The following is a 14,692-nucleotide window of genomic DNA, read 5'->3' as shown; positions in this document are numbered from 1 at the left end:
CGGTACCCCAGCCCGGCCCGTGCCCCTACCTCAGCCCGCCGGCCGGTCCATCCGCAGGGCCAGGCCGTCCAGTACGGTCTCCAGCCCGTAGGCGAACTTCGCCTCGCGCGCCGCCACCGGGTCGGTCCCCGCCACCGCCGCGTACCCCTCCTCCAGGTGCGCGTGGCCGGCCGCCGCCTGCTGGGCCGCGGGCAGCAGCCGGGCGATGAAGCCGGCCTCGGTCTCCCCGGTGCGGGCGACGGTGGTGAGCCAGGCCGCCTCGGTGGTGCTCATGCCGATGACGTACGCCAGCAGCGTCTCGATGGCCCGGCTGGGCTCGGGGAAGCCGGCCTCGGTGAAGAGCCCGGCCAGGTCCTCCGAGTACGTCATCAGGTTGGGCCCCAGGTACGCGAGTCCCGCCTGGCCGAGCACCGAGGCCAGCCACGGGTGCCGCAGCGCGGTCGCGCGGAAGGAGCCGGCCGCCTCGGCGGCCGCGGCCCGCCAGTCCGCGCCCACCGCCGCCGGTACCGCGATCTCGCCGAAGACCTCGTCCACCGCGAGCTCCATCAGCTCGTCCTTCGTCGCCACGTGCCGGTACAGCGAGGTCGCGCCGGCCCCCAGCCGCGCGCCGAGCTTGCGCATGCTCAGCGCCTCGATGCCCTCGGCGTCGAGCATGGCCACCGCCTCGCGGACGATCGACACCCGGCTGAGCGAGGGCTGGTCGGGCTCGCGCTGCCGGCGGGTCCACACCGAGGGGATCGGGTCGGTCTTGGCGGCCATGGGGCGCTCCTTGCTGCGGGACGGGCCGGGCGGGGCGTGCGTGCATGCGCACAGCGTTCGCATCGAGCGTACAGGAGGAGGGTGTTGCGCACACTGTTCCGCCATGCGTACAGTGTTCTCACGCCGGAACGGTGTACGCAGAAAACGACCGAGAGGGACCCACCGATGGAAACCCGCAACCCCCGCCGCTGGTGGATCCTGATCGTCCTGTGCCTGAGCTCGCTGGTCCTGGTCGTCGACTCGATGGCCCTGACCGTCGCGGTGCCCGCCATGACGGCCGACCTCGGCGCCACCGCCCAGGACACCCAGTGGATCCTCGACTCCTACATCCTGGTCTTCGCCGGACTGCTGCTCACCTCGGGCAGCCTGGGCGACCGCTTCGGCCGCCGCCGGATCATGGTCATCGGCCTGCTGCTCTTCGGCGCCGCCTCGCTGGCCGCCACCGTCTGCACCAGCCCCGCCGAGGTCATCGCCGTCCGCACCGCGATGGGCGTCGGCGGCGCGCTGATCATGCCCTCCACCCTCTCCATCCTGATCACCGTCTTCGACGAGGAGGAGCGGCCCCGGGCCATGGCCGCCTGGGGCTCGGTCTCGATGCTCGGCCTGGTCGGCAGCCCGGTCCTCGGCGGCGTCCTGATCGACCACTTCTCCTGGCACGCCATCTTCTTCGTCAACGTCCCGGTCGTCGCCCTGGCCATCGCCGCCGCCCTGACCCTGATGCCCGAGTCCAAGGGCCCCTGGCAGAAGCCCGACCCGCTGGGCGCGGTGCTCTCCGCCGTCGGCATGACCGCCCTGATCTGGTGGATCATCGAGATCCCGCAGCACGGCGCCGTCGGCGGCCGGGCGACCGTGACCCTCGCGGTGGCCGTCCTCACCCTCGTCGGCTTCGTGGTCTGGGAGAACGTCACCGACTCCCCGATGGTCCCGCTGGTCCTCTTCAAGCAGCGGAACTTCAGCGGCGGTTCGCTCTCCCTGACCCTCGTCCAGGTCGGCAACGGCGGCCTGCTGCTGGTCCTGACCCAGTACCTGCAGTTCGTCCTCGGGTACTCCTCCCTCAAGGCCGGCCTGGCCTTCGTCCCGCTCGCCGTCGCCGCCCTGATCGGCAACGGCGCGGGCGCCGCCCTCGGCCCCCGGGTCGGCCACCGCTGGCTGGTGCTGGCCGGGATGCTCGTGATGGCCGCCGCCTTCGGCCTGCTGGCCACCGTCACCGCCACCACCGGCTTCACCGTCCCGGCCACCGCCCTGGGCCTGCTCGGCCTCGGCGCCGGACTGGCCATGCCGGCCGCGGTCGGCGCCCTGATGAGCACCATCCCCGCCGAGCAGGCCGGGGTCGGCTCCGCCCTCAACGACACCATCCAGCAGGCCGGCACCGCCCTCGGCATCGCCGTCCTCGGCTCGCTGCTCACCAGCCGCTTCACCGCCGAGATGCCGGCCGACGCCCCCGAGCAGGCCCGCCACTCCATCGCCGGCGCCCTCGCCGCCGCCCACGGCGACCAGGGCCTGGTCACCACCGCCCGCGAGGCCTTCACCACCTCGATGTCCACCACCTTCACCCTCAGCGCCGTCGGCGTCCTGGCCGCCGCCCTCCTGGCCACCGTCCTGATGCGCCCCGAGGCGGCCGGGGCCCAGGCCCCCGCGGCCCAGGAGCTCGCCGCCTGACACCTTCCGCACGAACGGCCGGAGGCCGGCGCCCCGACCGGGCGCCGGCCTCCGGCCGTGGCGTCACCGGCCCCACGGGCACCGGCCGGTGACAATGGCGCGGTGCCGCCCTCACCCCCGCCCCCGCCCTCCTCGCCTTCGCCGTCCTCTCCGTCCTCTCCGTCCTCCCCGCCTTCCGCCGACGACGTGGACGCCGCCGTCGACGAGATGGTGCGGGCCCTGGCCCCGCACCAGGACGCGCGGGACTGGTCCGGGCCCGCCGGATCGCTCGAGTGGGACTGCCGCAGCACCGCCGTGCACATCGGCCACGACCTGCTCGCGTACGCCGGCCAGGTCGCGGCCCGGCCGGCCGACGGCTACCTCCCCTTCGACCTGACCGTCCGCCCGGACGCCGCCGTCGCGGACGTGCTGCGCACCGCGGCCGCCTGCGGACGGCTCCTCGCCGCCGCCCTGCGCACCGCCCCGGCCGGCGCCCGGGCCTGGCACTGGGGCCCCTGCGACGCGGCCGGCTTCGCCGCCATGGGGGTCGCCGAAGTCCTGCTGCACACCCACGACATCACCCAGGGCCTCGCCGTCCCCTGGGACCCCCCGGCGGACCTGGCGGCCAAAGCCCTGGCCCGCCTCTTCCCCGACGCCCCGCCCGGCCCCCCGCCCCAGGTCCTCCTGTGGTGCACCGGCCGCGCCACCCTCCCCGACCACCCCCGCCGCACCACCTGGACCTGGCAGGCCGCCCTCCCGGACTGACGGTGTGCCAGTTCCCAGTGACGCCTCTGACCTGCAGTTTTCTGGACCGGCTGACACATAAAAGTATGCGGAACTGCATTAGCGTGCATTGCGAACCGCAAAGGAAATTTTGCGAAATGCAAAGGTGATCGCCTTGTGGAGGGGTCGCTGTTCGGCGAATCGAGCGGGCGCATAACCGTATGTGCTGCTGCTTCTGAGTTCGCTCGGATCCGCCTTTTGAGTGTCATCCCTGGTGTAGTGTGAGCGTGCCCCGCGAGGTAGCTGAGTGTTCGTCACTCTGCATGTCCTGAAGGGGGGTGAGAGGTGACCGCCGACGAGGCCCCCGCTGGGGGGCGACGTTGGCGGGGACGTCTGAGACGGAGCGTGGCAGCCCTGCGCAAGATCGCTGCCGTTTCAGGTCCGGTGGCCCAAGCCGCCTACTACGCACTACGCGTGTGGCGCGAGCTGTAGCGAACCGGGCAGATGAAGAGGCGGACCCGCCTGGCAGGGCGAGTCCGCCGACGTCCACCGCCCGTGGGCCCTGCGATGCGTTCGAAGAGCTAGCAGGGCCCACCCCATGGGGTGGCTCGTTGTCGGACCACACTAGCATCTCTTCCTTTTTCTCAGGGCTGCTTCGGCTAATTCTGTCTAGTGTTTCCCTTCTCTTGTCCGGCTAATTGGTTGGTTAGTCGAGAGTTGATGTGCGAGCTGCTATTCGTGGGCTTATGGGGTGCGCAGGCCTCCACCCTTAAGTATCGATCGGTTGTTGCAAGGGATTAGCTGAGCTCTTGAGCCAGCGGCTATAAGGGAGTGTCGGCGGCGGCTTGTCTGGCCGCTCCGAATGGCGTCGTCGCAGATCAGGGGCGTGCTCGGCAGGGATGATGCCGATTCCTGGAGAGCTTCGTGTAGTGACGCCATCCGCATGGACGGCCGAGCTGCCGGTCGATGCGGATCTGTCACGGCGTTGGTTGCAGACCGGCCGGAGGCGCCGGGTGCCCTCGTTCACCCTGCTGTCAGGTAAGCCCACCGGACCGTTCTTCGGCGCATGTGCAGTGGGCTCACAGCCCTCAGCGCTCCCTGCTGTGATCGCCTGTTAGCTCGCGACACGATCTTGCGTCGTGACCCTTGTCTCGTAACCGGCACGACGATTGAACCCGTCCGTGAGAACGTGAGTGTCACGCCGCGGGTCGCGGACGTTGGGCCGTGGGCCGTGGGCCGTGGGCCGTGGGCCGTGGGCCGTGGTCGAGCCAGAGCCCCAAGATCGTGCTGCGTGCCCTCAGAGCGCCGTCAGCGGGGTCTGGAGTTCGGTGACCCAGGCGGTGCGGTCCGCGGGGCATTCGAGGTTGACCTCGCGGGGGTAGCCGGAGGGGTCGTGGCCGTGGGTGTCGATCCAGCGGGCCAGGGTCTGGGCGGTGGGCAGGACGGAGTCCATGGAGCCGCGGTGGACGATGGTCGCCGCACGCGGCAGCGGCGGCAGGTCCAGGACGCGGAAGGCACCCTCCTGGAGGGGCGCCGCGACCTGCACGGCCGCGTGCACCAGGATCGCGCCGCCGCCCTCGGGGGCGTCCTCGTAGTACGCGATCCCGGGCCCGGCCGGGGCCGTCCCGGCCGCGGCCAGCAGCGCGAACAGCCGGTCGTACAGGGGCCCGATGACCGGGCCGATGTCCTCGGGTCCGAAGCTCGCCGCGGTCGCGGTCAGCTCCGCGACGCGGACGGCGGGAACGCTCTTGATGACGACGTCGTCGGTGGGCATCTGCCCCTCGCTCTCGATGGCCCGGAGCCTCGCCTCGACCTGGACCAGGCGCGCCGCGGCCTCGGCCATGGCGGCCTCCAGCTCGGCCTGCCGCAGCCGCAGCATGCCGCGCAGCTCCTCGGCCCCGACCTCCGCGTCCACGATGGCGCGGACCTGCTGGAGGGTGAAGCCGAGGTCCTTGAGCGCGATCACGCGGTTGAGCCGGGCGAGCTGGGCGGCGCCGTAGCGGCGGTAGCCGGTGGCGGGGTCGACGTGGTCCGGGTGCAGCAGTCCGGTCGCGTCGTAGTGACGCAGCATCCGGACCGAGACACGGCCGTGCCGGGCGAAGTCTCCGATGGTGAACATGACGTCTCCGAGTGGACCGCCTCACACGGTGTGAGGGTCAAGAAAGTTATCCCGGGCCCCGGCGGCCCGGCAGTGGGGGGTCCTGGCGGCGGAGGGTGTGGCGGGCCTGGTGGAGGCGCAGGGCCAGTTGGATCTCCAGGGCCCGGACCGGGCCCTGCCACTGGGCGCCGAGCAGTTCGGTGATGCGCTCCAGGCGGCGCGAGACGGTGTTCGGGTGCACGTGCAGCGACTCGGCCGCCCGGCTGGGGCTGTTGCCCGCGGCGAAGTACGCGTCCATCGTGCGCACCAGCTCCGTGTACTGCTGGGCGTCGTACTCGAGCACCGGCCCGATCGCCGACTTGATGAAGGCCACCGCGTCCGGCCGGTCGGACAGCAGCAGCCCCAGGAAGCCCAGTTCGCGCGGCGAGGCGGTGGAGCCGATCCGGCCCAGCGCGGTCAGCGCGTCCAGGCAGCGCCGGGCCTCCTGGTAGGTGCGGTTGATCGAGCCGGGGTCCGCGGCCGGGCCGGCCGCGCCCACCGTCACCGGGCAGCCCAGCACCGCCGACAGCTGCTGCCCGGCGCTGCGCGCCACCGCCCCGGGGTCGGTCCCCGGCAGCAGCAGCACCACCCCGTCCGTGTCGGTGGTCCGCAGCCCCGAGTGCCGGTGCGCGTACGAGGAGGCCCACAGCAGCGCCCGGCCGGGGGAGCCGCCCTCGGGGCGGGCCACCACGACCACGTGCGCCGAGGTCAGGTCGACCGTCAGGCGGCGGGCCCGCTCGGCCAGTTGGGCCGGGGTGCGCTGGGTGTCGCCCAGCAGCTCGTGGAAGAGGTCGTCGCGCACCTGCCCGTCCGCGGCCTCCGCGCTGCGCTGCATCTGGAGCAGGACCGCGGCGCTCTGCGCGACCGCCCTCAGCAGCGGCAGGTGCCGGGTGTCGGAGGACTCGGGCAGGGCCAGCACCAGGGTGCCCAACGCCTCGGCGCCCGCGGCCACCGGGCAGAACCACAGCCCGTCGGCGGAGCGCACCGGCGCCTGCTCGGTGTGCGCGTCCAGGGTGCCGCCCAGCAGGACCATCTCGTCGATCTCGGGGAAGGCGCCGGCCGTGGCCAGCTCCCGGCCGGCGGCGTCGCGGACCAGCAGCGCCCCGCCGAGCTCCTTGGCGCCCCGCTCGGCCAGTTCGTACGGGGTGCAGCCGCGCAGTACGAGGTCGGTCAGCTCGCTGTGGGTGCGAAAGAGCCGGCGGGAGGCGAAGGAGGAGTCCAGGGCCCGGGAGGCGCCCTCCTCCAGCTCGCTGATCTCGGTGCGGGCCTGGGTGAGCAGCCGGGCCTTCTTGATGGCGACGGCCACCAGGTCGCCCAGCGAGGCCATGAGGGTGATCTCGTCCTGCGTGAAGTGCCGGATCCGGCGGTCGGCGACGTACAGCGCCCCGAAGGGGGTGTTGTCCTCCTGTAACGGCACCGCGATCAGGGCCCGCAGGCCCTCGGCCCGCACCACGTCGTCGGTGACGGGGGAGTGGGTGAAGCGCTCGTCCGCCAGGTAGTCGGGGGTCCAGAAGGGCGCGGAGCGGTCGGCCGCGGCGTTGCCGATGCCGCCGCTGACGGGCAGTCGGAAGCCGATGGTGATGGCGGAGGAGTGGCCGTCGGCGGTGCGGACGTACGAGCGGTCGTCGACCGGGTCGTAGAGGCTGACCCACGCCATGTCGAGGTTGAGCAGCAGCCGGGCCCGCCGGGCGATCACCTTCAGCAGGGCGTCCAGGTCGTAGGGGAGGGTCAGCTCCCGCGCGGTGTCGACCAGGGCGGCGAGCCCGGCCTCGTGCTGGCGGCGGCGGGCGACCAGGCCGTGGATGTCGAAGGCCAGGGCCTTCGCCCGGTGCAGCAGGACCTGGGACTCGGGGCAGGCGCCGCCCTGTCGGGCGGTCTCCAGCGGTTCGTCGAAGCGCTGCGGCGGCACCTCCATGGCCAGGAGTTCGAGGAGGCGGAACAGGGCGGTGCTGACGAGAGCGTCCTGTTGGGCCGACATCCGAGGTCCCCTCCCCGCTGGTCCCGCCGGCCCCGTTCGTCCCGCTGGCCCCGCTGGCGCAATACGTGGTCAATGGAGCGACGGTAGAGGCCTGCTCAGAACATGGTCAAATCTCTCCGGAAAGGGAAAACACCTGGTCAAGAAGGGTAAAAGGTGGTTGCGGCACCGGGGGGCCGCCACGGGGGTGTGACCGGCTCACCTTCCCCCGCCGTGACTGGAACGGCAGGGTCTGCTCGGGGGCGCCGAGGGCGCCCTACGGGGGCGAATGGACGCGGACGAAGAGGGTGGGGGACCCGAGCGTGACACAAGTCCAGAGCTACGAGCGGTCGCTGGCGCGCAGTCGCCATTCCCTGTCCAGATCCGACCGGCCCAAGGTCTTCCGGATGGGCCGCCGGGAGTGGGACCTCCTGGACGAGGTCTTCGCACCCGTCTACTCCCCCTCGACCCAGATCGCCCTCGGCTTCGTGGGCCTGGGCTGCGGCGACGCGCTGGTCGCCGGCGCCGTGGACCTCGGCCCCGGCTGCGGCACCGGGACCCCCGCCGCCGTCGCCCCGCCCACCGGCTCCTTCCTCGACCTCGGCTGCGGCACCGGCATCATCGGCGTCAGCGCCGCGCTGGCCGGCTGCGAGCGGGTCACCGCCGTGGACATCAACCCCCGGGCCGTGGTCAACGCCCGGGTCAACGCGGTCCGCCACCGGGTCGCGGCGCAGGTGCGGGCCGTGCAGAGCGACCTCTTCGCCGGCCTCGCCGGGGAACGCTTCGACACCGTGCTGTGGAGCTCCAACTACGTGCGGGGGCCCGAGGAGTACACCTACCGCTCGCTCCACGAGTGCGCGTACGTCGACCCCGGCTACCGCACGCACCGGCGGTTCGTGGCCGAGGCGCCCGGGATGCTCGCCCCGGGCGGCCGGGCGCTGCTGCACTTCAGCGACCGCGGCGACGTGGCCGGGCTGTACCGGATCGCCCGCGAGACCGGGCGCGAACTGCACGTGCTGCGGACGCTGGACGTCCTGGAGTACGGGAAGGACCCGGTGGCCCACATGCTCATCGAGGTGCGCGGGACGGGGAGCTGAGACCGCCGCCGATGGAGATCTCGCAGAACCCCTGCCGCGCCTCGTGCGCGCCCGCCGGACCCGGCCTCGACGCCGGGGCCCGCGGCGCGCTCGCCGGGCTGCTGCGGCGGCTGCTGGGGCGCCGCGAGGCGGTCCTGGTCAACAGCCGCAGCGCCGCGCTGCACTGCGCGCTGGCCGGGCAGGGGATCGGCCACGGCGACCGGATCACCCAGCCGGGACTGCCGCCGCGGGACGCGGCGTTCCTGCGCTGGCTGGGGGTCGGGATGACGTACGAGGACGGGCCCCGCACCTTCGACCTGCTGGCGGTCGACCGCACCAACGCGCACCTGCTCGGCGGGCGGGCCGGCGAACTGGGCGCGCCGGCGGCCGTGGTCGACCTCACCGGGCTCGGGCACGGCCCGGCGGCCGCCGTCCTGACGGACAGTGCGGCGGCCCGGGCCCGGGCCGAGCGGCTGGACCTGTCCGCGTGCTGCGGGCCGTGCCCGGTGGCGGACCGGGATCCGGAGGCGGTGCCGGGGGTGCAGTTCGACCACCGGCTGTCCGCGCGGACGGCGGGGGCCGTGCTGGCCGCCCTGGCCTCGGCGGCCCTCGGGCTGCGGACCGGTGCCGGTGCCGAGCCGGGATCCGGCGCCCTGCCCGGTTCGTCGGGTGCGGCCGCGTGTCCTCGGGGCGCCGCCCCGGACCCCGCGCCTCAAACTCCCCCAGCTACCGCTGGGAGGGGCCCCCGGGCGGGGCTGGATCTGGCTCCCCCTGCCTTCGACTTGCCCGGCGCGGTCTCTTCCACCGGCTGGGCCGGGTTGGAGTACGGGATCGCCGTGGGGAGCGGGGCGGCGGCGGTGCAGGTGGCGTTGGTGGGGCCGGGGTGGAGCCGGGGGACGAGGTGATCGTCTCGGCGCTGGCGGGGCTGCGGACCGCGCAGGCGGTGGTCGCCGCGCACGCGGTGCCGGTCTTCGTCGACGTGGCCCGGCCCGGGTTCGGGATGTCCGTGCCCGCGGTGGCCGCGGCCGTCACCGGCCGGACCCGGGCGGTGCTGGCCTGCCCGCCCTACGGCGACCTGCGGGCGCTGGCCCGGCTGGCCCGGCGGCTGCGGCTGGACCTGGTGCTGGACGCCCGCGCCGCGCTGCCGCCGTACCCCGCCGGGGACGTCACCCCGCTGGCCGCCGCCACCGGCACGGTGGCCGCCTTCGCCACCGCCCAGGCGCGCCGCCGCGCCGCCGACTTCCTCGAACGCAACGGCATCGACCACACCCCGCCGCCGGCTCCGGAGCCGGTCCTGGGCCCCGACCCCGCCCTCCCGGCCCTCTTCCCCGGGCCGGGGGTCCCGCTGTGCGACGCGCGGCGGGTACCGGTGGCGCTGTGGCCGCAGTTCCGGCACCGGACCGGCTTCGGCGGCGGGTACCCGTTCACCCTCAACCCCGCCGCCGCGCGGGACTACCGGCCGGAGGAGTTCCCCGTGGCCCGAGGCGTACTGGACGGTGCCCTGCCGGACGGCGACCCCGCGCCCGGCAAGCCCGTACCGGACCGCGGCGCCGCCCCGGAGCGGCGGTACCCGGACGGCTTGCTGGCGGAGGAGCGGACCGTGGTGCTGCGGCGCCGGACCTCCCGGGGGCCCCGGTGAGCCTGTCGGCGCTGGACGCCTGCCGCGCCGAACTGACCGCCGTCGCCGGGGACGACGAGCGGGTGGTCTGCCTGGAGGCCGTCCCCCGCTACGGCAGCGGGCACCCCTTCGAGGCGGCCCACCCCGACCGGTTCTTCCGGCTCGGCCGGGCCGACGCGGCGATGGTGGAGATGGCGGCCGGGCTGGCGGTCGCCGGCTTCCGGCCGTTCGTCGTCACCGCCGGCGACGGCACCCCGGAGGACATCGGCCGCACCGTCGGCTACCTCTCCGCCGGGGTCTCGGTGATCGCCCCGCACGACGGCGGCCCGCTGGACCTCGGCGCGCTGCGGCAGGCCGCCCCGGTCACCCTGGCCGCACCGTACGGCGAGGCCGAGACCCGGGCGCTGGTGCGGGCCGCGGCCCGCACGGGCCGGCCGCACTACCTGCGCACCGGCCCCGGCGACCGCTGCCCGCCGCTGGCCTGGGAGGGCCCCGAACCGCCGGTGGTCAACTGGCAGGGCGGCGACCCCGAGGGGCCGTGCGTGGTCTCCGTCGGCCAGCTCGGCACCGCCGCCGCGCTCGCCGCCCGCCTGATCGCCCCCGGCCTGGCCCACGCGCACCTGCTCTACCTCGACGAACCGCACCTGGCCGCGGCCGCCGCGGAACTCTCCCGCCGGCACCGCCGGTTCGTGATCGCCGGCGGCTGGCCCGGCCCCGGCGACGTCCTGGAACGCCTGGCCCGGCTGCTGCCGCACTGCGAGGTGGTGGGCGTACCGGTGTGGTGGTCCGGGGGCGGCGGGCCGGCCGATCCGGACCGGCCGCTGAACGGCGCCCTCGCCGTGCGGGCGGTGCTGGCGGCGGCCGACCGGCTCACCGGTGGCCGCCGCGCCCCGGCCCCCGCCTGACCGCGCCCGCCCGACGGCCGTACGGCGGGCCGCGCCCGACGGCCCGTACGACGGGATCCGGAGCGACCCCCACCGCTCCGGATCCCGTCCCCGTGCTCAGTGCGCGCCCGGGTCCGTCCTGCCCGCGGCGTCCCCGGAACCCTGCCGGCCGGGAACGTTCGAGGTGAAGGACGGCGGCGCGGCCAGGGCCCCCGGAAGGGAGGCCGGCAGCGGATCGGCCGCGTCCCGCAAGAGGTCGGTGTGCGCCAACAAGTACGCCAGGTGCGCCCGGCTGCGTCCGCCGAGCAGGTCCGACGCCTTCTTGACGTGGGTGGAGACCGTCCGGGTGCTGATGCCCAGCCGCGAGCCGATGGCCGCGTCCGTATGGCCCTCCACCATCAGCCGCAGCACCGTGCGCCGGGTCTCGTCGGTCATCAGCGGGGGCCGGATCTGCTCCTGCGTGATGCTGACCGGCTCGGCCCGCTGCCAGGCGTGGTCGAAGACCTTCACCAGGTAGTGGACGACCGCGGGATGCTCGACGACCAGTGCAGTCGTGCTCAAGTCGTGCCGGTGGTCCGGGATGAAGGCGATGGACCGGTCGAAGACGATGAGCCGGTCGAAGAGTTCGTTGAGCGTGCGCACCTGCGCGCCGGCCGCGCTGACCTGTTCGATGTAGGCGAGCGTGGGGCCGTGCGCGCGGACGGTGTGCTGGTAGAGCGTGCGTTGCAGCACGCCGCGGCGGGACATCGCCAGCTCCTGGGGGAGGGTGCGCACCAGGGCGTCGGTGTCCCGCGCCCCGCCCGGCTGGGCGGTGAGCATCTCCTCCCGGCAGGTGTCCCGGGCCTGGGTCAGGGCCGCCGCGATCACGTCGGCACCGCGCATCAGCCGGACCGGGGCGGTGGACTCGCGGTGCTCTTCGCGATATACGTCCTCCGCCAGTGCGATCGATTCCTGGATCGAGGCGATGGTGTGCTGCTGCGCCAGGACCGCCCGCTCGATGGGGCGGGTCAGCTCGCTCGCGGCGATCGCCGGCGGCACCGCGGCCCACAGTCCGGGATTCTCGGGGAGCGGGCGGAGAAGGCCTAACTCGATAAGGCAGCCGGGCATTTCATCATCAATCGGTCCCTTTGCCAAGACTTTACGGTAGTGTTCGAGGCCGCGCTCGCACAAGGGCACCACTCTCGGTTGTGGTGTTACGTCTGGTTCTCTACACATTTGTCCCCCCTTCCTGTTTTTACCTTGCGCGATCATGATGCCACCAAAGCGTGGTCTGGCACCTTTCGGCCGGAGATGATTTTCCAGGCGGCGGAAAGCAGGGAGCCGCGAAGGTTAAAGGGGGAACGAAATCATGAATTCTGTGCGTGGTGCGGGCAAGGGATCCGTTTCCGCCATGGCTTTGGTGCTCGCGCTCGCCCCGGGCGCCTGGGCCCTTTCGGACACGAGCGGGCCCGGGGCAGGTCACCGCAGCGTGGCCACGGTCCTCGCTGACTCGAACTGGACCTCCGCCCCCACCGGTCAGGCCAACCCCGATGACTCGAACTGGACCTGACCGGGCCTGGTTTTAGGCCCCTTCCGCTGTGTGAGGGCACGATGACTACAGACCCGGAAACCGTCGGCATCATCCTCGCCGGGGGCCGCGGCGAACGCGCCAAACCGATCACTCTCGAATCGGCCGACTACATACGCAGCAAGGCTCTAATTCCCTTTGTCGGCCGGCGCCTCATCGAATGGGTTGTCGAGGCCTGCCGGGAGCAGGGGATCCGGCGTTTCTACGTGGTCACCCACGGCCTGGAGAATCGCAATCAGATCAAGCTCCTGCTCGGCCACGGCGAACGCCACGGCATCGAGATCCGCTATTCGCGCTCGCGCTTCGACCGCTACAACGTCGGCTCCGCCGGAGCCACCCTCCACAACCTCGAGCAGTGGGACCTCCAGGGCCGCGCCCTGGTCCTGCCGGTCGACTCGCTCTTCGACTTCGACCTCGGTGCCATGACGGCCGCCCACGACCGGCACGGCGCCCTGGTCACCGTCGCCGCGGTGGCCCGCACCGCCCAGGAGATCGCCGGCAAGTACGGCGTGATGCGCACCGGCGGGCCCGGCCTGGTGGAGGGCTTCGTCGAGAAGCCGTCCGCCGGCGAACTCGGGGCCCTCTTCCCGCACACCGCCGCCGACCCCGCGACCCAGCTGCCCACCAACGCCGGCATGTACCTCGTGGACTGCGGCCGGCTGCGGCTGCTGGCCCGCGAACCGGAGCTGTTCCGGCAGGCCCACCAACGCCTGGACTGGGGCAAGGACCTGCTGCCCTGGCTGGTCGGCCGGGGCGTGCCGGTGGCCGCCCACACCATCGGCCGGCTCGGCGACCTCGGCAACGTCCCCGACTACCTGGACACCGTGGGGCTCGTGCTCGACGGCGCGTACGAGCAGATGAACCGGCTCATGCGGCCCCCCGACGACCCCGGCGCCCGCCGCTGGATCCACGAGAGCAGCCTGCGCACCAAGGACGACGTCACCGGCACCACCCTCGCCCAGAAGATCGAGGAGGGCACCGTGGTCATCGGCGCCGGGGTCCGCATCGGCCAGGAGGTCGAGATAGGCCCCGGGGTGCGCCTGGAACACACGGACATCGGCGACGGCGCCGAGGTCCGCGAGGGCGCCACCCTCATCGGATCGGCCCTCGGCGAGTCCGCCGTGGTCGGCCCGTACGCCGAGGTGCTCGACTCCTACGTCGGCCCGATGGCGGAGATCCACTCGGAGCGGGCCCGCCCGGTACGGCTCGAACGCCACTCGGCGATCGGCGACGGGGCGGTCCTGTGGCCGGGGTCGCGGTTCTGCTCGATCACCGTCTACCCGCGGCTCAAGGTACCCGCGCTCACCGGGGTGCCCGCGCAGACCGAACTCAGGAGCGCCGACGACATCCTGCGCTGGGTGTGACGGCGGCACCCTCTAGGAGGCAAGCCATGCAGGGACCCATAGCAGTGGTGGGCGGGGCCGGCAGAGTGGGCCGGCTGATCACCCGCCGCCTGGCCGACCAGGGCGAACACGTCCGGGTGGTCAGCCGGAACCCCGGCCCGGCCCAGCCGGCCGGCGTCCGCGCGCACCGCGCCGACGTCCGCTACGCCGACACCCTCACCGAGCCCCTGCGGGGCTGCGCGGCCGTGGTGTTCAGCGTCGAACCGGGCACCGCCGACTCCGGCCCGCTCTCGCCCGAGGCCACCATGTACGACGGCGTGCGCAACGTCCTGGCCGCCGCCGGCCACGGGCCCGCCGGGCCGCCGCGGATCGTGCTGGTCAGCCAGATCTTCGTGACCCGCCGGGAGCACCCGATGAACGCCTACGGCCGGCTGCTGGACTGGCGGCTGCGCGGCGAGGAGGCGGTCCGCTCCTCCGGACTGCCGTACACCGTCGTGCGGCCCGGCTGGCTCACCGACGAAGCCCTCGTCGGCGACCGGGTCCGGCTCGAACAGGACGACCGGGGCGAGGGCTGGGTCTCCCGCTCCGCGGTCGCCGAGGCGTGCGTGCGCGCCCTGGAGGCCCCCGAAGCCGTCGGCCGGACCTTCGAGCTCTTCAACGAGCCCGGCCAGGCCCCGGCCGACTGGCCCGCCCTCTTCCGCCGCCTCACCCCGGACCGGGTGCTGGCCTCCTACCGCGGCTGACCGCCGCTCCGGGCCCCCGGCCCGGCCCCACCGCCGCCCGCACCCCGCCCGGGCGGCCGTCCCCCCGCGGGACACCAGACGTCCGCGCCCGCCCCGGCCGGCGGGCGCGGACAGCCGGGCCGCCGCCCCCCGCGGCCCGTCGGGATCGGCGGGCGGGAGTCCTTAGACCCCCGCCCCAACGGCAGAGCGGGGGGGGGGGGAAGAGGGGTGTGTATTGGGGGGAGTTCTCGGGGGGGGGCGGGGGGATTAA

Annotated in this window: 13 protein-coding genes; 9 read left to right on the top strand and 4 right to left on the bottom strand. The window is 73.8% G+C overall.

Going from position 1 to position 14,692, the window contains the following annotated elements:
- Positions 1 to 30: 30 nt before the first annotated feature.
- Positions 31 to 759 carry a TetR/AcrR family transcriptional regulator C-terminal domain-containing protein gene (locus tag AB0O40_RS30385; RefSeq protein ID WP_365048370.1) on the bottom strand — a complete coding sequence of 243 codons (729 nt, stop codon included), beginning with the start codon at positions 757 to 759 and terminating at the stop codon, positions 31 to 33.
- Between the two features lie 165 nt (positions 760 to 924).
- On the opposite strand from AB0O40_RS30385, the gene AB0O40_RS30380 reads away from it, so the two are divergent.
- The gene (locus AB0O40_RS30380; RefSeq protein WP_365048368.1) at positions 925 to 2,418 is read left to right on the top strand and encodes an MFS transporter; all 1,494 of its coding nucleotides are present in this window, start codon (positions 925 to 927) and stop codon (positions 2,416 to 2,418) included.
- A 186-nt stretch (positions 2,419 to 2,604) separates the two neighbouring features.
- A complete protein-coding gene (locus AB0O40_RS30375) occupies positions 2,605 to 3,162 on the top strand; it encodes a maleylpyruvate isomerase N-terminal domain-containing protein (RefSeq protein ID WP_365048366.1) in 558 nt (185 codons plus the stop codon).
- A gap of 1,255 nt (positions 3,163 to 4,417) precedes the next feature.
- Here the strand turns inward: AB0O40_RS30375 and AB0O40_RS30370 are convergent.
- Both AB0O40_RS30370 and AB0O40_RS30365 read right to left on the bottom strand, forming a co-directional pair.
- Positions 4,418 to 5,239, bottom strand: a complete 822-nt coding sequence (locus AB0O40_RS30370; protein WP_365048364.1) for a MerR family transcriptional regulator — start codon at positions 5,237 to 5,239, stop codon at positions 4,418 to 4,420.
- 46 nt (positions 5,240 to 5,285) lie between these two features.
- Entirely contained in the window at positions 5,286 to 7,235 is a 1,950-nt protein-coding gene (locus tag AB0O40_RS30365; RefSeq protein WP_365048363.1) for a helix-turn-helix domain-containing protein, read from the bottom strand.
- A gap of 299 nt (positions 7,236 to 7,534) precedes the next feature.
- Here AB0O40_RS30365 and AB0O40_RS30360 point away from each other — a divergent pair, with 299 nt between their 5' ends.
- Genes AB0O40_RS30360 through AB0O40_RS30345 form a run of 4 tightly spaced genes read left to right on the top strand, consistent with a single transcriptional unit; the run spans position 7,535 to position 10,810 of the window.
- Entirely contained in the window at positions 7,535 to 8,308 is a 774-nt protein-coding gene (locus tag AB0O40_RS30360; protein ID WP_365048362.1) for a methyltransferase, read from the top strand.
- A gap of 11 nt (positions 8,309 to 8,319) precedes the next feature.
- Positions 8,320 to 9,192 carry a hypothetical protein gene (locus AB0O40_RS30355; RefSeq protein WP_365048361.1) on the top strand — a complete coding sequence of 291 codons (873 nt, stop codon included), beginning with the start codon at positions 8,320 to 8,322 and terminating at the stop codon, positions 9,190 to 9,192.
- Positions 9,171 to 9,926 (top strand): DegT/DnrJ/EryC1/StrS family aminotransferase, encoded by a 756-nt coding sequence (locus AB0O40_RS30350; RefSeq protein ID WP_365048359.1) that lies wholly within the window; start codon positions 9,171 to 9,173, stop codon positions 9,924 to 9,926. Before AB0O40_RS30355 ends, AB0O40_RS30350 begins: the two co-directional genes overlap by 22 nt.
- Positions 9,923 to 10,810, top strand: coding sequence for a transketolase (locus AB0O40_RS30345; protein WP_365048357.1), 888 nt, complete (start codon positions 9,923 to 9,925; stop codon positions 10,808 to 10,810). Before AB0O40_RS30350 ends, AB0O40_RS30345 begins: the two co-directional genes overlap by 4 nt.
- 96 nt (positions 10,811 to 10,906) lie before the next feature.
- Here AB0O40_RS30345 and AB0O40_RS30340 read toward each other — a convergent pair whose 3' ends face one another.
- Positions 10,907 to 11,827, bottom strand: a complete 921-nt coding sequence (locus AB0O40_RS30340; RefSeq protein WP_365048355.1) for a LuxR C-terminal-related transcriptional regulator — start codon at positions 11,825 to 11,827, stop codon at positions 10,907 to 10,909.
- A 352-nt stretch (positions 11,828 to 12,179) separates the two neighbouring features.
- Between AB0O40_RS30340 and AB0O40_RS30335 the strand changes: the two genes are divergently transcribed.
- From AB0O40_RS30335 to AB0O40_RS30325, 3 genes are read left to right on the top strand one after another with little or no spacing between them, the layout of a single operon-like run.
- A complete protein-coding gene (locus AB0O40_RS30335) occupies positions 12,180 to 12,338 on the top strand; it encodes a hypothetical protein (RefSeq protein ID WP_365048354.1) in 159 nt (52 codons plus the stop codon).
- 41 nt (positions 12,339 to 12,379) lie between these two features.
- Complete coding sequence (locus AB0O40_RS30330; RefSeq protein ID WP_365048352.1) at positions 12,380 to 13,720, top strand: NDP-sugar synthase; 1,341 nt, start codon at positions 12,380 to 12,382, stop codon at positions 13,718 to 13,720.
- 26 nt (positions 13,721 to 13,746) lie between these two features.
- Positions 13,747 to 14,442, top strand: a complete 696-nt coding sequence (locus AB0O40_RS30325; RefSeq protein ID WP_365048350.1) for an SDR family oxidoreductase — start codon at positions 13,747 to 13,749, stop codon at positions 14,440 to 14,442.
- The last annotated feature ends 250 nt before the right edge of the window (positions 14,443 to 14,692 follow it).

The organism is Streptomyces sp. NPDC089919 (assembly GCF_040684615.1).
In the GTDB taxonomy this organism is placed as follows: domain Bacteria; phylum Actinomycetota; class Actinomycetes; order Streptomycetales; family Streptomycetaceae; genus Streptomyces.
The sequence above is the reverse complement of the archived record's forward strand: the minus strand, read 5'-3'. Positions and strand labels throughout refer to the sequence as shown.